General features: G+C 61.3%; 26 protein-coding genes and 1 pseudogene. 8 read left to right on the top strand and 19 right to left on the bottom strand.

Translation table 11 applies throughout. The features are described from left to right. Positions 1 to 269: 269 nt before the first annotated feature. The gene (gene carB, locus P3C39_RS01100) at positions 270 to 3,776 is read left to right on the top strand and encodes a carbamoyl-phosphate synthase large subunit (protein WP_275952465.1); all 3,507 of its coding nucleotides are present in this window, start codon (positions 270 to 272) and stop codon (positions 3,774 to 3,776) included. A 96-nt stretch (positions 3,777 to 3,872) separates the two neighbouring features. On the opposite strand, the gene P3C39_RS01095 is transcribed toward carB, so the two are convergent. From P3C39_RS01095 to P3C39_RS01075, 5 genes are all read right to left on the bottom strand, one after another. Then, a complete protein-coding gene (locus P3C39_RS01095) occupies positions 3,873 to 4,757 on the bottom strand; it encodes a reverse transcriptase family protein (protein WP_275952464.1) in 885 nt (294 codons plus the stop codon). 715 nt (positions 4,758 to 5,472) lie between these two features. Beyond that, complete coding sequence (locus P3C39_RS01090) at positions 5,473 to 6,246, bottom strand: hypothetical protein (protein ID WP_275952463.1); 774 nt, start codon at positions 6,244 to 6,246, stop codon at positions 5,473 to 5,475. 283 nt (positions 6,247 to 6,529) lie between these two features. Further along, positions 6,530 to 6,922 (bottom strand): RidA family protein, encoded by a 393-nt coding sequence (locus P3C39_RS01085; RefSeq protein WP_127414963.1) that lies wholly within the window; start codon positions 6,920 to 6,922, stop codon positions 6,530 to 6,532. Between the two features lie 225 nt (positions 6,923 to 7,147). Then, positions 7,148 to 7,603, bottom strand: a complete 456-nt coding sequence (locus P3C39_RS01080) for a DUF6644 family protein (protein ID WP_275952462.1) — start codon at positions 7,601 to 7,603, stop codon at positions 7,148 to 7,150. Beyond that, positions 7,604 to 7,987, bottom strand: a complete 384-nt coding sequence (locus P3C39_RS01075; protein ID WP_275952461.1) for a DUF6152 family protein — start codon at positions 7,985 to 7,987, stop codon at positions 7,604 to 7,606. Positions 7,988 to 8,199: 212 nt separating this feature from the next. On the opposite strand from P3C39_RS01075, the gene P3C39_RS01070 reads away from it, so the two are divergent. Next, positions 8,200 to 8,520: a DUF1476 domain-containing protein gene (locus tag P3C39_RS01070; RefSeq protein ID WP_063168796.1), complete on the top strand. Its 321-nt coding sequence runs from the start codon at positions 8,200 to 8,202 to the stop codon at positions 8,518 to 8,520. 161 nt (positions 8,521 to 8,681) lie between these two features. Here P3C39_RS01070 and P3C39_RS01065 read toward each other — a convergent pair whose 3' ends face one another. Both P3C39_RS01065 and P3C39_RS01060 read right to left on the bottom strand, forming a co-directional pair. Next, on the bottom strand, positions 8,682 to 9,236 hold the full coding sequence (locus P3C39_RS01065) for a DUF4142 domain-containing protein (protein WP_013530103.1): 555 nt from the start codon (positions 9,234 to 9,236) through the stop codon (positions 8,682 to 8,684). Positions 9,237 to 9,370: 134 nt separating this feature from the next. Beyond that, positions 9,371 to 10,114 carry a DUF899 family protein gene (locus tag P3C39_RS01060; protein ID WP_063172894.1) on the bottom strand — a complete coding sequence of 248 codons (744 nt, stop codon included), beginning with the start codon at positions 10,112 to 10,114 and terminating at the stop codon, positions 9,371 to 9,373. Positions 10,115 to 10,259: 145 nt separating this feature from the next. Here P3C39_RS01060 and P3C39_RS01055 point away from each other — a divergent pair, with 145 nt between their 5' ends. Beyond that, positions 10,260 to 10,595 (top strand): hypothetical protein, encoded by a 336-nt coding sequence (locus tag P3C39_RS01055; protein ID WP_063172895.1) that lies wholly within the window; start codon positions 10,260 to 10,262, stop codon positions 10,593 to 10,595. Between the two features lie 28 nt (positions 10,596 to 10,623). Here the strand turns inward: P3C39_RS01055 and P3C39_RS01050 are convergent, their stop codons facing one another. The 5 genes from P3C39_RS01050 to P3C39_RS01030 all read right to left on the bottom strand — a co-directional run bounded on the left by P3C39_RS01050 (position 10,624) and on the right by P3C39_RS01030 (position 15,411). Beyond that, positions 10,624 to 11,448, bottom strand: a complete 825-nt coding sequence (locus P3C39_RS01050) for a carbohydrate ABC transporter permease (protein WP_063172896.1) — start codon at positions 11,446 to 11,448, stop codon at positions 10,624 to 10,626. 1 nt (position 11,449) lies between these two features. Next, on the bottom strand, positions 11,450 to 12,412 hold the full coding sequence (locus tag P3C39_RS01045; protein WP_063172897.1) for a sugar ABC transporter permease: 963 nt from the start codon (positions 12,410 to 12,412) through the stop codon (positions 11,450 to 11,452). A 46-nt stretch (positions 12,413 to 12,458) separates the two neighbouring features. Next, on the bottom strand, positions 12,459 to 13,727 hold the full coding sequence (locus tag P3C39_RS01040) for an ABC transporter substrate-binding protein (protein ID WP_275952460.1): 1,269 nt from the start codon (positions 13,725 to 13,727) through the stop codon (positions 12,459 to 12,461). Between the two features lie 284 nt (positions 13,728 to 14,011). Further along, the gene (locus tag P3C39_RS01035; RefSeq protein ID WP_063172899.1) at positions 14,012 to 14,500 is read right to left on the bottom strand and encodes a GNAT family N-acetyltransferase; all 489 of its coding nucleotides are present in this window, start codon (positions 14,498 to 14,500) and stop codon (positions 14,012 to 14,014) included. 5 nt (positions 14,501 to 14,505) lie between these two features. Continuing rightward, positions 14,506 to 15,411 carry a lytic transglycosylase domain-containing protein gene (locus tag P3C39_RS01030; protein WP_027162099.1) on the bottom strand — a complete coding sequence of 302 codons (906 nt, stop codon included), beginning with the start codon at positions 15,409 to 15,411 and terminating at the stop codon, positions 14,506 to 14,508. Positions 15,412 to 15,592: 181 nt separating this feature from the next. Between P3C39_RS01030 and P3C39_RS01025 the strand changes: the two genes are divergently transcribed. After that, positions 15,593 to 16,162 carry a methylated-DNA--[protein]-cysteine S-methyltransferase gene (locus tag P3C39_RS01025; protein ID WP_013530095.1) on the top strand — a complete coding sequence of 190 codons (570 nt, stop codon included), beginning with the start codon at positions 15,593 to 15,595 and terminating at the stop codon, positions 16,160 to 16,162. Positions 16,163 to 16,192: 30 nt separating this feature from the next. Here the strand turns inward: P3C39_RS01025 and P3C39_RS01020 are convergent, their stop codons facing one another. Genes P3C39_RS01020 through P3C39_RS01010 form a run of 3 tightly spaced genes read right to left on the bottom strand, consistent with a single transcriptional unit; the run spans position 16,193 to position 18,001 of the window. Further along, the gene (locus P3C39_RS01020; protein ID WP_013530094.1) at positions 16,193 to 16,681 is read right to left on the bottom strand and encodes a nuclear transport factor 2 family protein; all 489 of its coding nucleotides are present in this window, start codon (positions 16,679 to 16,681) and stop codon (positions 16,193 to 16,195) included. 26 nt (positions 16,682 to 16,707) lie between these two features. Further along, positions 16,708 to 17,097: a nuclear transport factor 2 family protein gene (locus P3C39_RS01015; RefSeq protein WP_013530093.1), complete on the bottom strand. Its 390-nt coding sequence runs from the start codon at positions 17,095 to 17,097 to the stop codon at positions 16,708 to 16,710. Position 17,098: 1 nt separating this feature from the next. Next, a complete protein-coding gene (locus P3C39_RS01010) occupies positions 17,099 to 18,001 on the bottom strand; it encodes an MBL fold metallo-hydrolase (RefSeq protein ID WP_275952459.1) in 903 nt (300 codons plus the stop codon). Between the two features lie 149 nt (positions 18,002 to 18,150). Here P3C39_RS01010 and P3C39_RS01005 point away from each other — a divergent pair, with 149 nt between their 5' ends. Next, complete coding sequence (locus P3C39_RS01005) at positions 18,151 to 19,041, top strand: LysR family transcriptional regulator (RefSeq protein ID WP_024504141.1); 891 nt, start codon at positions 18,151 to 18,153, stop codon at positions 19,039 to 19,041. 26 nt (positions 19,042 to 19,067) lie between these two features. Here the strand turns inward: P3C39_RS01005 and P3C39_RS01000 are convergent, their stop codons facing one another. Beyond that, the gene (locus P3C39_RS01000) at positions 19,068 to 19,397 is read right to left on the bottom strand and encodes a hypothetical protein (protein WP_027162103.1); all 330 of its coding nucleotides are present in this window, start codon (positions 19,395 to 19,397) and stop codon (positions 19,068 to 19,070) included. Positions 19,398 to 19,671: 274 nt separating this feature from the next. On the opposite strand from P3C39_RS01000, the gene P3C39_RS00995 reads away from it, so the two are divergent. The 3 genes and pseudogenes from P3C39_RS00995 to P3C39_RS00985 all read left to right on the top strand — a co-directional run bounded on the left by P3C39_RS00995 (position 19,672) and on the right by P3C39_RS00985 (position 20,606). Then, entirely contained in the window at positions 19,672 to 19,884 is a 213-nt protein-coding gene (locus tag P3C39_RS00995; RefSeq protein ID WP_010910991.1) for a cold-shock protein, read from the top strand. A 271-nt stretch (positions 19,885 to 20,155) separates the two neighbouring features. Next, complete coding sequence (locus P3C39_RS00990) at positions 20,156 to 20,356, top strand: hypothetical protein (protein WP_275952458.1); 201 nt, start codon at positions 20,156 to 20,158, stop codon at positions 20,354 to 20,356. Beyond that, positions 20,353 to 20,606 (top strand): annotated as a pseudogene (locus P3C39_RS00985) (hypothetical protein). The gene P3C39_RS00990 and the pseudogene P3C39_RS00985 overlap by 4 nt, the downstream one beginning before the upstream one ends. A gap of 22 nt (positions 20,607 to 20,628) precedes the next feature. Here the strand turns inward: P3C39_RS00985 and P3C39_RS00980 are convergent. From P3C39_RS00980 to P3C39_RS00970, 3 genes are all read right to left on the bottom strand, one after another. After that, the gene (locus P3C39_RS00980) at positions 20,629 to 21,237 is read right to left on the bottom strand and encodes a glutathione S-transferase family protein (RefSeq protein WP_013530087.1); all 609 of its coding nucleotides are present in this window, start codon (positions 21,235 to 21,237) and stop codon (positions 20,629 to 20,631) included. 112 nt (positions 21,238 to 21,349) lie between these two features. Beyond that, a complete protein-coding gene (locus tag P3C39_RS00975) occupies positions 21,350 to 22,198 on the bottom strand; it encodes an EAL domain-containing protein (protein ID WP_027162105.1) in 849 nt (282 codons plus the stop codon). After that, entirely contained in the window at positions 22,195 to 23,088 is an 894-nt protein-coding gene (locus tag P3C39_RS00970) for an EAL domain-containing protein (RefSeq protein ID WP_224675152.1), read from the bottom strand. Before P3C39_RS00970 ends, P3C39_RS00975 begins: the two co-directional genes overlap by 4 nt. Positions 23,089 to 23,203 lie beyond the last annotated feature (115 nt).

Here is a 23,203-nt window from a genome sequence, read left to right as displayed (position 1 = left end):
GAATAAGGGAGTGTGTTTGGAATTCTCTCGAACCCACCCTATTCCCCTATTCCCCTATTCCCCTATTCCCCTATTCCCCTATTCCCCTATTCCCCTATTCCCCTATTCCCCTATTCCCCTATTCCCCTACCTCGCATTTTCGGGGTTACATCAGTCAAAACTCTTCCCTATAAGGCCCTCCTAGCCTGATACCAGAATCGCGAGCACAACCGGCCGGGTCTTCCCGTCCCGGTTTTTTGTGCAAGCCGCCCGCCGAACGGACCTTTGACATGCCAAGACGCACTGACATCAAGTCGATCCTGATCATCGGGGCCGGCCCCATCGTCATCGGCCAGGCCTGCGAGTTCGACTATTCCGGCACGCAGGCCTGCAAGGCGCTGAAAGAGGAAGGCTTCCGCGTCATCCTGGTCAATTCCAACCCGGCCACCATCATGACCGACCCGGAACTGGCCGACGCCACCTATATCGAGCCGATCACGCCTGAAGTGGTGGCCAAGATCATCGCCAAGGAGCGGCCCGACGCGCTGCTGCCGACCATGGGCGGCCAGACCGCGCTCAACACCGCTCTGTCGCTGCGCCGCATGGGCGTGCTCGAGCGCTACAATGTCGAGATGATCGGCGCCGATGCTACCGCCATCGACAAGGCCGAGGACCGCGCGCTGTTTCGCGAGGCGATGAAGAAGATCGGCCTGGAAACGCCGAAGTCGATGCTGGCCAACGCCACCGACGTCAAGAACACCGACCGCAAGACGCATGAGGCCGAGCGCGCGGCGCTCAAGGCCGAGCAGCCGGCCGATCTCGACGCCGCGCTCGATGCGCTGGAAACCCGCTGGAACCTCGGCGAAGGCGACCGCAAGCAGCGCTATATCAGCCATGGCATGGCGATCGCCGCCCAGGCGCTCGACCATGTCGGCCTGCCGGCCATCATCCGCCCGTCCTTCACCATGGGCGGCACCGGCGGCGGCATCGCCTACAACCGCGCCGAATTCTACGAGATCGTCCAGTCCGGCCTCGACGCCTCGCCGACCACCGAAGTGCTGATCGAGGAGAGCGTGCTCGGCTGGAAGGAGTATGAGATGGAGGTCGTCCGCGACAGAGCGGACAATTGCATCATCGTCTGCTCGATCGAGAACATCGACCCGATGGGCGTGCATACGGGCGATTCGATCACCGTCGCCCCGGCGCTGACGCTGACCGACAAAGAATACCAGATGATGCGCAACGCCTCGATCGCCGTGCTGCGCGAGATCGGCGTCGAGACCGGCGGTTCCAACGTGCAGTTCGCCGTCAACCCGGCCGATGGCCGCCTCGTCGTCATCGAGATGAACCCGCGCGTCTCGCGCTCTTCAGCTCTGGCTTCAAAGGCGACCGGTTTCCCGATCGCCAAGATCGCCGCAAAGCTCGCCGTCGGCTACACGCTGGACGAGCTGGAGAACGACATCACCGGCGGCGCGACGCCAGCCTCGTTCGAACCGAGCATCGACTACGTCGTCACGAAGATCCCGCGTTTCGCCTTCGAGAAATTCCCCGGCGCCGAGCCGGTGCTGACCACCGCCATGAAGTCGGTGGGCGAAGTCATGGCCATCGGCCGCACCTTCCAGGAATCGCTCCAGAAGGCGCTGCGTGGACTGGAAACCGGCCTGACTGGTCTGGACGAGATCGAAATCCCCGGTCTCAGCCATGGGGGCCTCGGTTCCGCCAATCATGCCGACGACCGCAACGCCATTCGTGCGGCGCTCGGCACGCCGACGCCCGACCGGCTGCGCATGGTGGCGCAGGCGATCCGCATGGGCACCTCGTTGGAGGACGTGCACGCCATGTGCAAGATCGACCCGTGGTTCCTCGAACAGATCGCCGGCATCGTCGCCATGGAAGCCCGCATCCGCGAGCACGGCATTCCCGAGGATGCCGTCAACCTGCGCATGCTGAAGGCCATGGGTTTCTCCGATGCCCGCCTCGCGTCGCTGACGAAGACCGACGCCGAAGTGATTCAGAAAGCTCGCGAAAAGCTCGACGTTCATCCTGTTTATAAACGCATCGACACTTGTGCGGCCGAGTTCGCCTCGCCCACCGCCTACATGTACTCGACCTATGAAGTGCCGTTCGCCGGCGCGCTGGCCAACGAGGCGCAGGTCTCGTCGCGCAAGAAGGTCGTGATCCTCGGCGGCGGCCCCAACCGCATCGGCCAGGGCATCGAGTTCGACTATTGCTGCTGCCACGCCGCCTTCGCGCTGCGCGACGCCGGCTATGAAGCGATCATGATCAACTGCAACCCGGAGACGGTCTCGACCGACTACGACACCTCGGACCGGCTCTATTTCGAGCCGCTGACGGCCGAAGACGTGCTGGAGATCCTGCGCGCCGAGCAGGCCTCGGGCGAGCTGGTCGGCGTCATCGTCCAGTTCGGCGGCCAGACGCCGCTGAAGCTGGCGGATGCGCTGGAGAAGGCCGGCATCCCCATCCTCGGCACCTCGCCCGACATGATCGATCTCGCCGAAGACCGCGACCGCTTCCAGAAGCTCCTGCACAAGCTCAACCTCAGCCAGCCGAAGAACGGCATCGCCTATTCGGTCGAGCAGGCTCGGCTGGTTGCCGGCGAGCTCGGTTTCCCCTTGGTGGTGCGCCCGTCCTATGTGCTCGGCGGCCGCGCCATGCAGATCATTCATGACGAGGGCATGCTGCAGACCTATCTGCTCGACACCGTGCCCGGCCTGGTGCCGGAGGACATCAAGCAGAAATACCCCAACGACAAGACCGGCCAGATCAACACGCTGCTGGGCAAGAACCCGCTGCTGTTCGACACCTACCTATCCGGCGCCATCGAGGTCGATGTCGACTGCCTCTGCGACGGCAAGGCGACCTTCGTCTCCGGCATTTTGGAGCACATCGAGGAAGCCGGCATCCATTCGGGCGACAGCGCCTGCTCGCTACCGGTGCACTCGCTGCCTTCCGAACTGGTCGACGAGCTGGAGCGCCAGACGGCAGCCCTTGCCCGCGCGCTCAATGTCGGCGGCCTGATGAACGTGCAGTACGCGATCAAGGACGGCACGGTCTATGTGCTGGAGGTCAACCCGCGCGCATCGCGCACCGTGCCCTTCGTCGCCAAGACCATCGGGCGGCCGATCGCGAAAATCGCCGCCCGGATCATGGCCGGCGAAAAACTGGAAGACGCCTTCGCCCATTACGGCGCCATGCCCGACCCCAGGAACCCCGGCCACATCGCGGTCAAGGAAGCGGTGTTCCCCTTCGCCCGCTTCCCCGGCGTCGACATATTGCTCGGCCCGGAAATGCGCTCGACCGGCGAAGTCATGGGCCTCGACCGCGATTTCGCGCTGGCCTTCGCCAAGAGCCAGCTCGGCGCCGGCGTCGACCTGCCGCGCTCCGGCACGCTGTTCGTCTCGGTGCGCGACGAGGACAAGAAAGGCATCCTGCCGGCGGTGAAGCGCCTGGCCGGCCTCGGCTTCAAGGTGCTGGCGACCTCAGGCACCGCCCGCTTCCTCGCCGAGAATGGCGTCGACGCCCAGAAAATCAACAAGGTGCTGGAAGGCCGCCCCCACATCGAAGACGCCATCCGCAACCGCCAGGTCCAGATCGTCTTCAACACGACGGATGGCCAGAAGGCAGTGTCGGACTCCAAGTCACTGCGGAGAGCAACGCTGATGCAGAAGGTGCCGTATTACACGACACTGTCGGGTGCTGCGGCGGTGGCGGAAGCGATCGCGGCGCTGAAGGCGGGGAGCCTCGAAGTCAGGCCGCTGCAGGAGTATTTTGCGTAAAGCTCAACAGATTGAGGTGACCGCATCAAGATTATGGCTACTCAGAGGGAGATCCGATTTTACGGATAAACCACCAAGAAAAATTGAAATTGCGATTTACTTCAATGGCTTCAGCTTGAGAATTTCTTTCCCGAGGCGGGCTGTCTCATTGTGAGGTTCGATAGATAGCCAGTACTCTATCTGACCCAAGAGTCTATATTTATAGATTGGGTCAGATATTCCTGCGTTATTTTTATGAGATTCAATTCCATACCTATTGATATAATGGATGGCTTGCCTCAAATTTCTACGCGATTCCTTTGGCAGTCTCAGCTCTCCACCGGAAATCGAAATGCCAGTGATGATTTTCTTTTGACCCTCAAAGGCAAGGACAGTCTTTTCCTCAGCGATTTCGAGGCCAAAATTCGACAAGCAGTCGCTAAGAAACGGAAAGGCACTCTCGGGTATTAGATCTCCGGAGAGGCAGATATCGTCCGCGTACCTCGAAAACAGAAGCCCATTTTGGTTACAAAATTCTGCAATCCGCACATCAGCCTGAAGCATCACGATATTACTAATCGCCGGACTAGTTGGGGCTCCCTGCGGAAGCACATCATCTAAAGTACACACCCTCGACAAATAATATGATATCTTTGGCGAGTATCCAACTCCAAGAAAAATATCATCGACCGCTGCATATTTGATAGAGCCAAAGAAATCTCGAATATCTATTTTTAAAATACATTTCGACGCAGCGTGCAATTTCGCATTGCCAACGGTGTTGCGCCCCTTAACAAACCCAAAAGCCGACGGATGCAGGCTGAGCTTCGAGAGAATTTCGTCCAAAATCCATCGCTGCAGCCCCGCCAGAAATGGTCGAGGTACAAAAAGGGAGCGTTCTCCGCCCCTCCGCTTTGGGATACTTCTAGGACTGTAGTAGCGGCGGTTGTCCAGAGCTACGCTCGCTATGAACTTCGCCTCAAGTCCGGAATGCCAAGCCATGTGCTGAATATCTAAGATTACAGGAAGGCCTTGTGCCTCTAACCGTTCCGCGTACGCTATGAGACCCCGTTTGGCTGCATGCTTAAGTGGCCAACGGAAAGTTCTTTGCTTTAAAAATTCACTGTATGGCTGCACCGGCACCAAGTCACCACATAATATACATATTAGTAATCGACTGCTTCATCGACAAATAACAATGTTAGTTGTCTGAGGTTCGTAGAACCTCTCGGTAATCTTCTTCGATTGCCGAATGGGCTTAACTCTAGCCTAAGTCGCCGAGGCGAATCCACCTCGTTGCGCTAGTTCCTTAATGCCGGTGCAAACTCGCTGATTCAGAAACCTCAGTCTGCCGTCTCTCCCAGTTTTGTCAAGAAGTCGAGCTCAAGGCTGGACATTCTGGGGACATACAAATCAAAGTCCTCGGCACGCGGCCGGCGCTGCGGAACGTATCTCCATTCCTTGTCAGCTCTAGGCCTCATGAAGAGCTCAGGCGCATGGGCGTCAATCCAAGCTACGCCCTGCGGCAGAAGCCTAATTCTAAGTCCCACCTCGTCATGCTCGATCGTCGCAATCTCATTGGCCTGCAGGAAATCCACACATTCGAGCATCTGGAGCGGAGACAGCCGATACCTTTTATGAAATTGGTAACCGTCAACCCATCCGCGATTGCGATATATCTCTCGCAATACCTCCAATATGAAGGTAGGATAGGTCATCACCTGAGCCTTTTAAAAATTGTCTTTCTCGGTTTGTAGTCTTTATATACAGGCCACCAGAATATTGGAAAAACATTGTTTGGGCAATTGTGATTGTGCACAGAAAACAAGGCCTCAGACGACCCATACCCCATAGAGGGCATGAACTGACCTTTGTATATCGCCGCGAGATTCTTTTCCAAGGATTTCATGATCTTTCGCTTCGAACTCACGTCTGCACCCTCGTATCTGTCCGATATTCCGCGATTGAGCCAAATTTCTGAATGATAGTCCAGGCCAAGGCCATTCAGTCGAGATTTTGCAGCAGCCATACCGGCAATAGCTAGAAGATATACCCTATTATCTTTGTACTGGCTATTTTTGACATATTCGACAAATTTCGTTGCTTGGCGCTCGATAGTCTTTCCAGTCCCGAAGAAATCATCAAACAGTACGTAATTCTTTCCATTTCCAAATGCATCACTGTAGCCGACCAAAGAGTTTCTGAAATTCTTCTCAGACCAGCCATCGACGGAGCTAAAATCATTCTTTAACTGCTGCAAAAAAGCCTGAGATCCATCGGCTTCATGGTCGTCGCTCACGGCAAAGAAAATGGTATTCTTTGCAGACAGCGACCATTTCTCTTGGACATGAGCAGAAACAGATTTCGTTATGTCCACCATATCGAAGGATGTTATTACTTTAAAATTGTTTACAAGATCTATAATTAAGTCGCGAGACTCAGCATCATGGCAATCATTCCAAAGCCTAACGAGAGCGTCATATTCACTCATCAACCATCTGCATTTTTTGCAGATGTCAAAGAGTACTTTAAAATCACCAGAGTCCATAAAATGAGTCGCGCGAGGCGCATCTGCGATGTTTTTAGTCAGAGTTAAGCTCCCCGAATTTGACGCGACAATCTACCCATTTCGGTATCTTTCAGGCAATAGCGGCGGTCGGAAATTGAACTCACCCGACGCAATTGCGAAAGCACTATACTTAAGTTGAAATATCCGCCCTTAAGCCCGCTTCTTCGCTCTACCAGGGTCAAAATCTGGTGGTGAGAGCCACCCCTCACGCCACCGCCACGCACTCAATCTCAATATCAAACTCCATCGGCCATGACGCCACAGGCACAAAACTCCGCGCCGGCGGGTTGACGCTGAAGTACCTGGCATAGACCCGGTTGATGGCGTTGTAGAAGCCGGAATTGACGGCGTAGATGCGCACCATCACCACGTTTTCCAGCGAGGTGCCGGCCGCTTCCAGGCAATGCTTCAGCGCCTTCAGCGACGCCTCGGTCTGCACCTCGATGTCGCCGCGCACCATCTCGCCGGTCACCATATCCACCGGCGGCGTCGCCGAGATGAACACGAAGCCGTTGGCCTTCACCGCCGTCGAGCACGGCAGCCCGAGCGCCCGCACCTTGGCCGACATGACGGGCACTTCGATGATTTGTTTGGTCATGGTGTTTCTCCTTGGGTTGTAAGGGAGCTTATCTCGGCACGGGCGGAACGCCAGCGCCGTTCTTCCCTTCTCCCCTTGTGGGAGAAGGTGGATCGGCGCGATAGCGCCGAGACGGATGAGGGGTGTTCCAGCGGAGTGAGACGTCGGCGTTCCCTGGAACACCCCTCATCCGACCTCGCTTCGCGAGGCCACCTTCTCCCACAGGGGGAGAAGGCCAGTGCGGCGCTAGAGAAATCCGATGAACCGTCCGGCGAAAAGCACTGATGTCCACAGCAGTATCGAGAGCACAGCCAGGATGGTGCTGCCGGCCAGCTCGTCACCGCCTCTGGCGAAGCGCAGGAAGGTGAAAAAATTGACGCCGGCGAGAAGGATGAGTGCCATCTTGGCGAGGAAAACCGGCATCGCCGCATAGGTGCTCGCCTTGACCGAAAACAGCAGCGAGCCTGTGACGAGCGCACCCGCGAATGCACTTAATGTAATGCGGCGCAGCAGCGCGACGAATGCGGCTTGCGGCAGCGAACGGAAGGCGCCGCAGATCCTCAGGTCCATGAGGAGGACGCTGGTCAACAGCGCGCCGATCGACATGATGTGGAGCGCATTGACGATGGGGTAGGCAATGAAGGAGCCCTTCAGCCACCGCGCCAACGCAAGATGCTCGATGCCAGCGAGGAGCTCGGCCATTTACGCCGGCGGCACGCGGTCGGGATAGACATCATACGTCTTGCCGCCGACGATGAGGCGCACCGCTTTCATGCGCTTTTCGCTCGCCTCGAGCGAGCGGTTGCCGATCGCGGTCACCTCGTCGCCGACCTTGGCCACCTCCTCCGTGAAGCCGGCGGCGATCGTGCGTGATGGCGGCGCCATCTCCACCCGCCAGGCCTCACCCTCCGCGTCGACATCCAGCGTGGCGTGCGGATTGCCGATATAGATGGCCGTGATCTTGCCCTTGAGTTCGAAAAACCCATCCTGTGTCCACGACCAGCCGTGATGGGCATAGGCCGCGGTGCCGGCGGCAAGCATCACGGCCGCCGTCAGCGCGACGCTGCGAATTGCCTTGAACTGCATCGCTCGTCTCCTCGGTTCATCCCGCAGGCACTTGAGAGTAGGACACGGCGCGGCAACGTCAAATCATATCGAGCGAAAGACTGGACCGCCAAGCGCCCGCCCAATCGCCGGCATGACGCCTTGTTAATGACACCCATGCACACCACTCTCTCTTTCCTGGCCGTTCTTCCCCTGGGCTGAAGATCGGACTCCCATCGGAAACGAGGCGAACCATGAGCAGCATGAGAGACCGTCAGGAAGGCTTCGAAAAGAAGTTTGCGATGGACGAGGAAACGAAGTTCAGGGCCATGGCGCGCCGCAACAAGCTGCTCGGCCTGTGGGCCGCCGAAAAGCTCGGCAAATCCGGTGCTGACGCCGACGCCTATGCCAAGGAGGTCGTGCACGCGGATTTCGAAGAGGCAGGCGACAACGATGTGTTCCGCAAGGTCCGCGCCGACTTCGACGCGGCGGGCATCGCCCAGTCGGATGGCCAGATACGCACCGCCATGGAAGAGCTGCTGGTGACCGCGGTCGAGCAGATCAGGTCGACCTGAGCGCCGCTCAGCCTTGATCGGTATAGGGCGTGCCGTGCTTAAGGCACAGGGCCATATTGTGGTGTTGGTTGGCCAAGCGGGCTGGCTTCCATCGTAGCGCTCTACGGCGCCCCCCTCTGTCCTGCCGGGCAGGACAGAGGGGGGCGCCATAGTGAACGCCCTCACCCCTGATGCGCGGCGGCCAGTTCCTTCACGTGTTTTTCGTGCATCTGCAGCGTCGGCAGGGTTTTCTTGGCGAATTCCTTCATTGCCGGGTCGTCGCCGGATTTCGCATAGCCGCTGAACAGCGCGACGGCTTCCTTGTGGGCGTTGGTCTGCATCTCGATGTATTTGGCCTGGAATTGATCGCCGCTGGCACTCTTCAGCTCATCGAGCATCTTCTGCTCCTTGGGCTGCAGGGCCGGACCGGACGGTGCGGTGGCCGAGGTTGTCTGGCCCTGGGCAAGCGCCGCCTTGAATTCCTCGCCGGCCTTGGTGTGATCGGCGATCATCTGTTTGGCGAACGCCTTGACGTCGGCGTCGGTTGCCTGTTGCTCGGCGAGCTTGCTGGACTCGATCTCGAACTCATTGGCGCTCGGCACCGTCTTGATGAAGGTCGAAGTGTCGACCTTCGTCGTGGCGGCGAGCGGCGTGGTCGTGGCGGTCGTGTTCGACTGGGCAAAGGCCGGCGCGCCGGCAAGCAATGCTGCTGCGGTCAGAATGGTAAGCGTCTTCATGGCATGTCTCCGGTTGGAATTGTCCCTCGGACAATCCAACGTCGCTTGGGCACTCCGGTTGCAGGTCATGAGGAAGAAGCCTGCGCATGTCGCCTCGATCGGCCCGAACCGCGGCGGCTGACCAGAGCTGCCTTTCAGTGGCAACACGCCTCGCCATATTGCAGCTGCTCGTTCCAGTTTGGACGCCCCTCAGGCGTGAAATCCATCAGGTTCCAAAGCGTTTCGCAGGTGCCGAGGCCACGCGGATCCTGACCGGGCTCCGTCGGTGCGAAATCCAGTTCCGAACTCCAGAAATGGCGTATGCCGTCGGGGTCGCGGTGAAACACCGACAGCAGCGGGATCTGTGAGCCGTCGGCCGCCTCCGCATTGTAGTCGCGCTTGAAGCTGTTGGAAGCCGAAGATACCAGCCGCATGTTGCGCCAGCCCCGATCTCGACCGAGCGTGACCAGGTTTTCGAGCGCGGTCTTGCCCACCACCGCGAAATTGAAGCCGGCCGCCTGGAGATGGCCGACGGCGCCGTCGAACTGGTCGAGTAGCGCCGTACAGGACGGACATGGCTGGTCCTGCCGGGCAAGCCTGGCCGTGCCGCCGCTGGTCGCGACGTCGCGCTTCTCCTGCGGGTGACGCGGAAACATCATGTTGTAGAGGATCAGGCTGTTCTTGCCGGGCGAAAACAGCTCCGACAGTTTTATTGTCGCGGGCCTGCCCTGGGCATCCAGCCCGTCGAACTCATAATCCTGGCGGATCAACCCGCCCGGCGGCAGCGCGCGCCGGGCCTCGGCGACCTCTTCCATGGCGCGGCGCAGCTCGATTTCCTTCTTCAGCAATTTTTCGCGCGCGGTGCGGTATTTCGCGGATTCGTTGGGAAAGGTGATCATGATCGGCTCCTTCAAGTCGCGGCGCCGGCGTCCCGGCGCGGTTGCTCTGCGACCCAAGGACGTTTGGCGGTGATCGGCTCCGACATTTATTGCCCATGGTGAGATGTCGTAATCCCTGTTCGGGCAGCGTGATCCGGGGGACGAAATGCACGACGACGAGACCGATCTGCGCTGCCCGCAAGTGGTGGCCGACAATGCCGCCAAGGGCCTCAGGCTGCGCGGAGAATTCGGCCGCGGCGGCACCGAGATCGGCGTCGCCCGCGCCACCGAACTGAAAAACCGGGAAAAGCTCGCGCCCTCCACCATTCGCCGCATGGTCAGCTATTTCGCCCGCCACGAGGTCGACAAGCGCGGCAGGAACTACGGCAATGAGCAGAACCCTTCGGCCGGCTACATCGCCTGGCTGCTGTGGGGCGGCGACGAAGGCCGCGCCTGGGCGCTTGATCTCAAGCAGAAGATCGGCAACGCGCCGGACATCTGACAACGGTCCGCACTACGCCGACCGCTCCTCACCCCTTCACACCGCCGGCGGTCAGGCCGGAGACGATCTTGCGCTGGAAGATCAGCACCAGCACCACCAGCGGCACCGTGACGATCACCGAGGCGGCCATGATGTTGCCCCACGGGATCTCGAACTGCGAGTTGCCGGAGAGCAGCGCGATCGCCACCGGCACGGTCCGCTGTGCGTTGTTGGAGGTGAAGGTCAGGGCAAACAGGAACTCGTTCCACGCACCGATGAAGGCCAGCAGGCCGGTGGTCGCCAGCGCCGGCCACATCAGCGGCAGGAAGACCCGGGTGACGATGATCCACGGCGTCGCGCCATCGAGGATCGCCGCCTCCTCGACCTCGACCGGCAGGTCGCGGACGAAGGTGGTGAGCACCCAGACGGTGAACGGCAAGGTGAAGATCATGTAGGAGAAGATCAGCGCGAACAGCGAATTGTAGAGGCCGAACATGCGGACCAGTTCGAACAGCCCGGCCAGCAGCGCCACCTGCGGGAACATCGACACCGACAGGATGATGAACAGCAGGGCCGAGCGGCCGCGGAATCGAATGCGCGCCAGCGCGTAGGCTGATGTGACGCCGAGCAACAGCGACAGCGCGACGACTGCGCCGGAGACGAAGAGCGAGTTCGCGAGGTTGCGCACGAAGGCGCCCTCGGTCAGCACATTCCGGTAATTGGCGAAACTGATCGTCGTTGGCCACAGATCAGCCCGGAACAGATCGGTCCCGGATTTCAGGCTGGTGACGATCGCGTAATAGAACGGGAACACCGCGACGAAGACGATTGCCCCGACCAGCAGGTAAAAGGCCGTGCGCTTCACGATCCACATCTCAGCGGTCCCCGTCCAGGCTGATCCGGCCGATCCGGATGGTGACGATGGTAAGCAGAGCGAGAATGAGGAAGAGCAGGGTCGAGGCGGCGGAGCCATAGGCGAACTTGTCGAACTCGAACAGGTTCTCGCGGGCGAACACCGACATCGACTTGGTGTGCACATTGTTGGGCGTCAGCACATAGATCAGGTCGAAGATGCGCAGTGCATCGAGCGCGCGGAAGATCACCGCCACCAACAGCGCGGGGCGGATCAGCGGCAAGGTCACCCGCCAGAAGATCTGCCAGGGGTTGGCGCCGTCGAGCCTGGCGACCTCGATGATCTCCCTCGGCAGCATCTGCAGCGCGGCCAGGATGAGCAGCGTCATGAATGGCGTCGCCTTCCAGATATCGACGATGAGGACCGCCGCCATCGCGGTGTCGGCGTTGGCCGTCCAGGCGATCTTGGTGCTGATCAGGCCAAGATTGAGCAGCACCACATTGATGATGCCGAACTGGTCGTTGAGCATCCATTGCCACATCTTCGCCGAGACGATCGTCGGGATCGCCCAGGGGATCAGGATCGCCGCCCTGACGATGCCGCGGCCTCTGAATTCGGCGTTGAGAACCAGGGCAACGATGGTGCCGAGGATGGTCTCACAGGTCACCGAAATGAGGGTGAACCGCACCGTGTTCCAGACGGCACGCCACCAGACAGGGTCGACCAGCAACCCGTCATAGAGGGTCCGGCCGCTTGGCATGTGAAGTACCGAAAAGTAATTGGCGAAGCCGACCCATTGGCGCGCGTCGAGATCGGCCAGCGAGGCGTCGGTGAAGCTGAAATAGACCGTGCGGGCAAGCGGCCAGCCGGCCGCCGCGGCGAGCACCAGAAGCATTGGCGCCAGGAAAAGCCACGCCGAGCGAACGCGCTGTGCCCTCAACGGCGCGTGCGCGGCCTTGGCTGTTTCCGGTTTCATCCCTGTCATCTCGCTCCGCTCGCTGCGGTCCCGCCGGCCGGCTGTCCCGGTATCGTCACCAGCCTCGGCCCTTCAGCTTGGTCAGCGTCGCTTCGAGGTCGGCCAGATTGTCGGCGGCAGTGCCGTCGCCCGAGAGAGTGTTGTGAACGGCGTTCCAGAACTGGCTCGACGCCTCGTTGTATTTGATCCTGGTGGCGGCCGACGGGCGCGGCACCGCATTGAGAAAGATCTGCTTCCAGCGCGGAATAATCGGGTGTTGCCTGGCGATGTCGGCATCGTCATACAGCGCCTGGATGGTCGGCAGATTGGACGTCTTCAGCGCGCGGTATTTCTGCATCGCGGGCGAGGCAATGAACTTGACCAGCTCGATCGCGGCATCCGGATGCTTCGAATATTTGGAGACCGCGAGGTTCCAGCCACCCAACGTCGCGACCGGTCGGGCGCCTTCGCCGGTGCCGGCCGGCAGCGGCGCCACGTCGAACTTGCCCTTGATCGGCGAGCCCTCGCCGTTGCCGAGCGCATAGGCATAGGGCCAGTTGCGCATGAACACCGCGTTGCCGGTCTGCCAGACGCCGCGCGATTCCTCTTCCTGGTAGGCGAGCACGCCGGGCGGCGCGATGGTCCCAACCCAGCCCTTGACCATATCGAGCACCGCCGCCGCTTTTGGATTGCTGATGGAGATGGAGCCGTCCGGCTCGATGATCTGGCCGCCGCCATTCGACATCACCCATTCGAGCGCGTCGCAGGTCAGCCCCTCATAGGCGTTGCCCTGAAAGACGAAGCCCCAGATATCCCGATTGCCGGCTGCACGTTCCTTATCCATGACCAGCCTGGCGGTGTCCGCCAGTTCCTTCCAGGTGGCCGGCACCTTGGCGCCATATTTGTCGAGGAGATCCTTGCGGTAGTAGAGCGCCGGCGCATCGGTGAAGATCGGCAAGGCGACGAGCTTGCCATTGACGGTCTGCGACCGGATGATCGACGGGAAATGCTCGGCCACGATGTCCCTGGTCGCTGCGGTCAAATTGACGAGCTGGCTGGCGAGCTGCGGCGCCCAGATCACGTCCGTCTGGTAGACGTCGATGTCGCTGTTTCCGGCGGCAAGCCACAGCCGGTACTGGCCGAACTGGTCGGTCCCGGACGTCGGCATGACGACGATGTTGACCTTGTTGCCGCTGTCTTTCTCGTAACGGTCGAGGATCTCGCGCAGCACCTTGATGCCGTCGCCGGTATCGCCCGACACCATCGACAGCTCGACGGCCCGCGCCGGCGTACCAACCAGCATGGCGGCGACGCCGAGCGCCAGGAATGCGTGAGAAAACTTCATGGTGATGGACGTCCCTCCGCGGCCGGCCACGGAAAATCCTCCCACGCGCCGGCAGCTTGTCAGGCCCTCACCTCCCATTGAATGCGAAGCGGCGCTTTGGGTTCCCAAATCGCGCCGTTCCTGCGTGAGGCGACACCCATCAGGGGGTGTTGAGATTCAGGTCAGGCCGAGTCGAAAATGGTGGTTTCCGAGAACCGGAGCGGAGCGTACTTTTGGGTACGTGAGCACCGGAAGCGCAGGAAGCCATCATTTGCAGGCCGGCATCACCTGAATATCAGCACACCCTAGCCTTCCCAGGCGACAGGCATCATATCCAGCCGCTCATAGAGCCGGACGGCGGCGGGATTCTCGACCGTGTTGGTCTTGAGGTCGACATGGTCGGCGCCGCGTTCGCGAAAAACGGCGAAGGCGTGCCACATCAGCGCTTCGGCAACACCCTTGCCGCGCGCCTCGGGATGAACGGCAAGATCCTTGACGAAGGCGCGGGTCCAGCACAGCGCCGCCGCCGCCAGCCGGCCCTTGGCGTCGATGACGAGGAAGCACAGCGCCGGGTCGAATTCGGGATCGTCCGCGATACGCGGCCACCACTCGTCGAACGGACCATCGGCGCCGTCATCGAACACTTCCGTCAAAAGCGCATGCAGGGCGGGCGCGTCACCAGGCTCGAAACTGCGCATGACAAAGCCGTCGGGCCAGTGCGGCGGAACCAGCGTCTCGTCGAGGATCTTGCGCAGCCGGATGTCGTTCAGGGCCGGCGGGCGCGGTTCAGGCATCGCGCTCAGGCGTCGGGTTGCAGGCGACGGCGCTGGCGGTCGCGGCCAAGGCCGGTCGCCTCGAGCAGGCCCTTGCGCTTGGCGTCGTAATAATAGCCGGTCTGATAGAGCCAGTCGGCCTTCTTGGCGTTGCCGCCGGCCACCAGCCAGGCGCCGCGCAGATATTTGACCGCGTATTTTAGATTGGTTTCGGCGTCGAACAGGCCCTTGGCCGGTCCGTCATAGCCCATGCCGCGTGCCGTCGCGTGCTTGATCTGCATCAGTCCCCAATGGCCGTTGTTGTAGGCTTTCGGGTTGAAGGTGCTCTCGCGGTTGACGACATGGCGCACCAGGTCCACCGGCACCTGGTAGATCGCCGCATATTTCTCGATCAGCCGCTCGACATCGCCACGCACGCCCGTCGCGTGTTCTTCTTGCACGGGCCCTGCCGGAAACTGGACCAGGGCCGCCGGGTTCTGCGGCACGACATAGGCGACCTGCTGGACGCCGGGCATGCGGTCGCCCTTGGCGGTTGCCGGCACGATCAGCCCCGCGGTCGTATAAGTCTCGGCCGCCTTGACCGGTTCGTTCGCATTTGCCGGCGGCGGCGCCTGCCAGGCATTGGCGGTCATAACCGCAGGCACGGCTGGTGCCGCCGGTGTCGATCCGGCAAAAGCGGCGGTCGCCGCAGCCGGCTGTGCGGCGGAATCGGGCGGCAGCTCGGCCGTCTGAACGGGGGCGATCCCCGATGATTCCGGCAGCACCGAAACCGTCTCCGGCAGAGGCACGGTGAAGCCGGCATCAGCGCCGGCGGCGGTCGCTGTTTCGGTGAGAGCAGGCGCGGACTTCATCTGCGAGGTCGACGTGCAGCCGCTGATGCCGGCGGCGGCCAGGATCACGCCGATCGCGATAAGGTTGAGTTTTGCTGGCAAGCCGCGCTCGGGTCCGGTTTGTCGGGTTGTTAAGAAATCCCTTACACCAGCGATTCAGGCCGGGCAATCGGGGCGATCAGGTGGTTTTCGGGTGGCGAGACGCGGGCGGCGATGCCATATTGTTCCGGATATGTACTGGGACGAATCCCGGATTTCGCCACTTTGCGGGAAGGAACGCATCATGGTCACGACAGCTTCGATCACGGCCGGCCACGCAGTGTTAGAAACAGTGATCGGTTTCATGGGCATTGCCTGGAGCGAAAAGGGCCTGATCCGGCTCTGCCTGCCCGAACGCAGCCGCGAAGCGGTGGAACGGCGCCTGCTGCGTCACGGTGGCGTTTCCGCTTCCACGGCGCAGCCGCCATGGGTGGTCGAGCTGATCGCAGCGATCAAGGCCTATGCGGCGGGCGAGGATGTCGATTTCTCCGCCGTACCGGTCGATCTCGACGGCGTCGACGATTTCCGCCTCGCCATTTACGACGCGGCGCGAAAACTCTCCTTCGGCGAAACCACCACCTATGGCGAGCTGGCCAAGACCGCCGGCCATGCCGGGCTCGCCCGCGAAACCGGGGCCGCCCTTGGCGCCAATCCGGTGCCGCTGGTCATCCCTTGCCATCGCATCCTTGCCGCCGGCGGCAAGATCGGCGGCTTCTCGGCGCCGGGCGGCTCGGTCACCAAGGAGAAGATGCTGGCCATGGAAGGCGTGCGCGTCGGCCCGCCGCCCCCGGCGCAGGTATCGTTCGGGTTTTGAGCGGCGGCCGGCGTTGGCAGAAGGCCTGGATCAGTACATCGGTCGCTTATTGACCGGGTTGGCGGGCACCGGCTGCATCACGTCCCAATGCTCGGCGATCTTGCCGTTTTCAACGCGAAAAATGTCCACGATGACGGTCTCCGGCATGTTGCCTGCCTTCGGTTGAACGACCTGGGTCATGACGAGGTCGCCTTCGGCGATCACCCGCTTGAAGTCGACTTTTTGTTTTGGCCAATTGGCGACACCCATGCTTTCGAGAAGCTTTTTGACCGAGTCTCGGCCATCCGTCATCGTCGGGTTATGCTGAATGTAAGCCTCGGCCCAATAGCGGTCCAGCGCGGCAAGGTCATGGTCGCCGAACAGCGCCTGATAGGCTTTCAGGACAAGCGTCCTGTTTTTTTGAGTCAATTCATGCTGTTGCAGCACCTGCTTGACCGGCTTGGTGTTTCCCGCATGCGCCGCGGCGGTGAGCGCCGCGACCGCGAAAGCGGCCGCCGCGAAGGATTTAAGTTGCAGCACGGATGTCTCCCTCGGTTGCTTCGGTGTCAGGCCAGTGCGCGCGCAACGAGCACCGTATCGACATACTGCCGCATGCGGATGATCTTGCCGTCCCGCAGTTCGTAGAGATGAGCGAAGGGGGCCGTCATGGATTTTCCCGTCGCCTTGTATGTACCGGAATACACGCCGAAGGCCGCCACCCGGTCGCCATCGGCAATGAAGCTGTGCACGTCGGCGTGGTATCCGATCCACTCCGAGCCGAGCCGCTTGAAGACCCCCTGCATCAGGGCCTCGATGCCGACATAGGTGCCGGCATAGGGGAATCCTTCCGCCTCGGTCCATTCGATGTCGGCGGAAAGAACGGCCAGCAGATTGCGGCCGTTCTCCTCGGAAGTTCCCTCGTAGGTTCCACGGATCAAATCGAGGTTCGTCGCCATGTCAGCCCCACTTCATCTCGCCCTTGGCGACCTTGGATCCGACATCGAGGGCGACGCCCATACCGAGGCCGGGGAAGCGGGTCTCCATGGCGGCCTTCAACGCGGCGCTGTCTGCCGCCTTGTCCAGTTCTTCCTCGAAGGTGAGGAGATAGGACTTGGTGAACTCCACCGCCGAAGGACCGATCGCGGCATCGGGGGCCATGTGGCCGGGCACCACGACAGCGGGCTTGCGGGCGGCAATCGCGTCCAGCGTCTTGATCCAGGCGGCGCGGCTTTCCCTGGTCTGCGTGTCGGCGGTCCAGACGTGAACGCCCGAGAAGATCATCACCCCGCCGAAAACGGCATTGAGCGACGGCACGAACAGATAGCGGCGGTTGGCCAATCCTTCTTCCGCATTGACGATCTCTACAGTCTCGCCATCGACCGTCAGCGTTGCGCCGTCGACTGCCTCGGGGAGGATGATGTCGGAAAGCGCCTGCGGACCATTTTCCTTCAGTTGCGGACCCCAGACGGCGAGCTTCTTCTCCACATTGCCCTTGATGGCTTCCAGCGTGGCGGAGGCAGCGATGACTTTTGCCTCCGGGAAGGCGTCCCGCACCGGCTTCAGGCCGAAGTAGTAATCGGGATCAGACTGAGTGACATAGATGGTGGTCAGCTTCTTGCCGGTGGACTTGATGGCATCGGCGAGCGCCTTGCCGTCCGGATAGGTGAAGCCGCCGTCGATCAACAGGGCTTCGCTCGGCCCCGACAGCAGCACCGGCGCACGGAAGAAACCGTTTGGACCCGCCGGGAAGTGTTTCCAGCCAAGCTTGGCGCCGGCGGCCTGGCCGCTGTCGATGGGCGCGAAAACGGCGGTTGCGCCGAGGGCCAATGAGGTCTTCATGATCTGTCTCCTCGTGAACATGGAATATCTCCGTTGAATGAAAGGGGATCGGGTGCGGCTACGGGCCCGCAGGGCGGACGGTAGACGGCACGGTAAGCCCTCTGGATTAATCAATAAATTGGCCGTAATAATACAAACTGTATGTTGAAAGCTTACAATGAGCCGTCGTGGTGGAATCGATAAACCTCAATCGCCTCGCCTATTTTGCCACCGTGGTCGACGCAGGTTCCTTTACCCGCGCGGCCGAGCGGCTTGGCATCACGAAAACAGTCGTCAGCCAACAAGTCGCTCGCCTCGAGGCTGAGCTGCGGACCACGCTTCTCGTGCGCACGACGCGTAGGGTCGAGCCGACGGAAGCAGGCCGTCTTCTGCATGCACGCTGCGTTCTGATCCTGCGGGATGTCGAAGAAGCGGTCGCCGAGGTTGGCGAGGCCAACGCCGAGGTGGCCGGTGTGCTGCGTGTTTCCGCGTCCAATGACTATGGCGCGATCGTGCTGGCCCCGATCGCCGCCCGCTTTCGCCAGAGATTTCCGGCCTGCGGCGTCGAACTGGTCATTTCCGATGCCATAATTGACTTGATCGGCAACAAGATCGACCTGTCCATCCGGGTTGGCTGGCTGGATGACTCCAGCCAGCAGGCGCGACGCATCGGCACCTTCCGGCAAATCCTGGTCGCGTCGCGGGATTTCGCGGCCGGGATCAGGGTGGACAAGCCGGAAGATCTTTCTTCCTTGCCGCTCGTTGCCAATGCCGTGCTTCGCAAGCCGTTCACCTGGAACTTCACCCGAGGCGATTCCGAGCCGCGCACCATCACCCTGCGCGAGGCGTTCTCCATCAACTCGACGCCCGCCGTACTGGAAGCGACGCTCGCCGGCGGCGGACTGGCAGTTCTGCCGGACTATCTGGTCGTCGACTATCTATCGCAAGGCCGCCTCGTCCACGTGCTCCCCGACTGGGCGCTGCCCTCCGGCGGCATTCACGTGGTCTATCCGGCGGCGCGCTTTCGCCCGCAAAAGGTGACGCAATTCGTGTCCATGCTCACGGAACATATCCGGGATTGAGAGCAATGGCTGCCGGTCGACAAGCGCTAGTTGTTATGGAAGAACCGCCGGCGGAAATGCCGGTCGTTGTCCGGCCGCTTGCAGTTGTAGACCGGGCAGGACTTTGTGTCGGCGCTCGGCACGTAGGCTCGTGTCCTCACCTCGCCCATGCTGCAGAATCGCTGGCTCTGCACATAGCGGTCGTAGAGCGGCAGTCCCGGCACCCGCTTCGACTGGTAGCGCAGGATGACCGCCCCCTGCCGGGCGATCGTCGCCTGAACCTTGCCGCAGCTCATACGCGTCGGGTCGTAGCGCGAGATCGCCTGAGCCTGAGCGGCGACAAGCGTCAGGCAGGCGGCAAGCAGAATGGTTTTCATGGTCCTCTCCCTGATCCGCCGCCCAGGGACGTCGCGATCCGTCGTGACGCTCTCACGCGATTGGGGCGGCCATTGGGCAGCGCCCTGATCACGGCTTTCTCACACAGTCTTGTTTTTTGTGCGAAAGCAGCCTATATGCCTTCCATTGATATTTCGGCCGATCGATCCGGGCCTCGCGATAATCGCGTTTGCTGACGTCTATCTCCAAAATCTCGATGCACACCGGCTGGACCTCGGTCCGGTCAATCTAAAGCAAATGTGAAGGACTATCTAAATGGCAACTGGAACGGTCAAGTGGTTCAACGCCACCAAGGGCTTCGGCTTCATTCAGCCTGACGCGGGCGGCGCGGACGTATTCGTCCACATCTCCGCTGTCGAGCGTGCTGGACTGTCGACCCTGGTCGAAGGCCAGAAGATCAACTTCGAGATCGAGCAGGACCGCCGCACTGGCAAGTCGTCCGCTGGATCTCTGAGCAAGGCAGCCTGATTTTGCGATAGCGCGCGCCGGGCGAGAGTTCGGGGCGCGCGGCAAGTCACGGATGTACTGACAGTCGCGCGAGAAGCGCGCTGGAGCGGAAAGACCCGACAAGCTGGATCAGCAGATAGCTGCCAGCCCGGACCGGACGCTCCCGATCAGGCTACCAAGCATGGGAAGGCGGGATTTATCCCGCCTTTTTTGCTGTCTGGGTTAGGTGGCGCAGCCCGCACTATGGTTCCAACTTGTGGTACTTTTAGCCCAGTAGTGGTACCATTCGGCCATGACCAAACTTGAGCAGATCGAAAAATCCGTCGCCAAACTGAGCCCCGAGGAACTGAAGGCGTTTGCCGCCTGGTTCGAGGCGCTCCAGGCGGATATGTGGGACCGGCAGATGGAAGCCGACGCGAAGGCGGGCCGTTTGGACAGGCTTGCCGAACAGGCGCTGGCTGACCATCGCGCTGGTCGGACGCGGCCTCTGTGAACCACGTCGCCTCTCCATCGTTCTGGGAGGCTTATGAAAAACTGCCATCGTCAATCAGAGCAAAGGCGGACAGGCGTTTTGCCCGACTGCGTTCGATCCTTTTCATCCCTCACTGCATTTCAAACAGGTCGGTCGCTATTGGTCGGCGCGAGTTGACGAAAACTATCGGGCTGTTGCCATACGCAACAATGAAGATGTGATCTGGTTCTGGGTCGGCACCCACGCCGACTACGACCATTTGTTGAAATAGCCCCTCCTTCAGGAGGAGAAGGCTACCCCACCCACTCGATCGGCACATGCCCCGGGTCCGCTTCCACGCGGCCAAGCCATGCCGACACCGCCGGATAGGCGTCGAGCTGGAAACCGCCCTGCTCCGCCGTATGCGTATAGGCATAGAGCGCGATGTCGGCGACGCTGAGCGCGCTGCCGGCGAAGAAGGCATTGTTTTCCAGATGCCTGTTCATCACGCCGAGCGCCTTGTTGCCGCGCTCCAGCGTCACCGCCAGCCGCTCCGGGGTCGCATCCCCAGCACGTTCGGGAAAGGTCAGCAGCGCCTTGCGCACGGCGATGTAGGGCTCGTGGCTGTATTGTTCGAAGAACAGCCATTGATACGCGAGCCCACGCTCATACCTGTCCGCCGGCAGGAAGCGTGTGCCTTCGGCGAGATAGAGCAGGATGGCGTTGGATTCGGCCAGCCGCCGGCCATCGTCGAACTCGAGCAGCGGCACCATGGCGTTCGGGTTCTTGGCGACAAAGTCGGCTTTGCGTGTGTCGCCTGTGTGCGAACTCACCTCGACGTTGGTGAAGGCCAGGCCAAGCTTCGCCATCAGCAGGCGCGGCTTGTAACAATTGCCGCTGTCGATCATGCCGTAAAGTATCATGGCTGTTCCCCCGAGCACTCTCTCCGCGCGATTATCGCAGCGGCGGCGGACTCAACCAATGATTTGTTTTGTCGCGACGATCAGCGCCGCTGATGTGTGAATAGTGGCGCCCCTAGCCGAACAGCGGGACGACATTGCCGCCGGTACCCAGCAGCGTGTCGATGTTCAGTGGCTCTTCCTCGAAAACGGTCCCCGCCAAGGCTGGGCGGGCGAGGAGAAAACCCTGCAGCAGGTCGACGCCGCCTTCGAGCGCGACGCGCAGATGGGTGGGCTGCTCGATGCCTTCGACCAGCACCTTGGCGCCGCGGTCATGCAAGCTGGAAACCAGCGGGCGGAAGAACCGTTCAGCGGCAGCGTGGCGACAGAACTCCGCGAACCAGGTGCCATCGATCTTGACGATGTCGGGCTTGAGCAGGCTCACCCGCTCCTCGGTCGAGTGCCCGGTGCCGAAATCATCGATGGCGATGCGGATGCCGTCGCGCCGCATTTCGCGCACCAGCCGCGCGAGAAGCGCGTCGTCCGCCGCCTGTTCGGTGATTTCGCAGACCAGCATGGCCGGCGCCAGGCCGAACTCGCCGAGATGCCTGGTCATCAGGCGAATCTCGGCCAGTGCCCGCCCGGCATGGTCGTTGATCAACGGATTGTAGTTGAAGAACAGGTCGAGCCCGTCGACGCCGATGTTGCGAAAATTCCTGAGATGCAGCGCCCGGCACATGGTTTCCACAAACAGCCGGTCCGAGACGGCAACGCTTTCGAAGAACATCTTTGGCGCGCCGGGGCGGCCCGCACGGTGCGGCTCGATCAGGGCTTCGGCCGCGACCGCGTGAAGGAACCGGCCGCGCGGCGCGAAAATCGGCTGATAGGCGCTGCGCAGCCGGAACTCGCCATACATGCCGTATTCGATGCCGACTTCGTCGACCCGGATCGCATCGCCGACATTGCGCCGCCGATCACCTCTCATGTCGCGACGCGGCGCCCGAAGGCCTTGACCGGCCGCGCCGAAGCCGTTGCCACGGCAGCAGCCGACGTGTCGACGGCAGCAGCGACAGGCGCCTGCCCGGCCTTGTCGAAGACGCCAAAGCTGGTCGGCGCCAATTCGGGCCGCGCCAGCACGAAACCTTGCACCATCGACGCACCCGATTTCTCGGCGAGCTCCAGTTGCCAGCCCTCCTCGATGCCTTCGAACACCGTATGGATGCCTTGCTCCTCGAAGTTCTTCACCATGGTGGTCAGCAACGCGAAGCCGGCGCCGGACTCCATCAGCTGCGTGATCCAGTAGGCATCGAACTTGACGATATCCGGCTTCAACTCCTTGACCCGGTTGATGTCGGAATCGTCGGCGCCATAGTCGTCGACGGCGATGCGGAAACCGTTGGCTCTCAGTGCCGCGACGAAGCCGTGCAAGGCTTCCTGCGACGCCGACCGCTGCTCGGTCACCTCGCAGACGACGCGACGCGGGTCGATGCCGGCCTCGTGCAGCACGAGCCGCATCTCGCGCAAGGCAGCGTCGGCAACAGTGCGTTCGGTGAACACCGACGGGTCGAAATTGACAAAGATCGACGCTTCCCGCGGCAGGCAGGCACCGGCGTTGAGAAGATGCAGCGTCCTGGTCAGCGCCTCGATATGCAGCCGGTCGGCGGCCGGACAGGTCGAGAAGAAATTCATCGGCGATTGTGGCTCGCCGTCGCGGAACGGTCGGATCAGCCCTTCGAACGCGACCACCGACAGCTTGCCTTCCTTGAAGGCGAAGATCGGCTGGAAAGCGCTTTGCAACGTGTAGATGCCCCAGACACCGGTGGAGGTGCCGTCGTCCTGACGGATGATGTGGGCAAGCCCGACGCTGCGCGACACGGTTCCTCGCTCCGCAATTGGTCTGCGATCCTGCCACTCAAGCCTCTACCGCTCGTTAATGAATTTATTGTTGCCGACCACTGGTCCGATCACAGCTCCTTGAGACCTGGATCAG

This window comes from Mesorhizobium sp. XAP4 (genome assembly GCF_029269325.1).
In the GTDB taxonomy this organism is placed as follows: Bacteria; Pseudomonadota; Alphaproteobacteria; order Rhizobiales; family Rhizobiaceae; genus Mesorhizobium; species Mesorhizobium ciceri.
The sequence above is the reverse complement of the archived record's forward strand: the minus strand, read 5'-3'. Positions and strand labels throughout refer to the sequence as shown.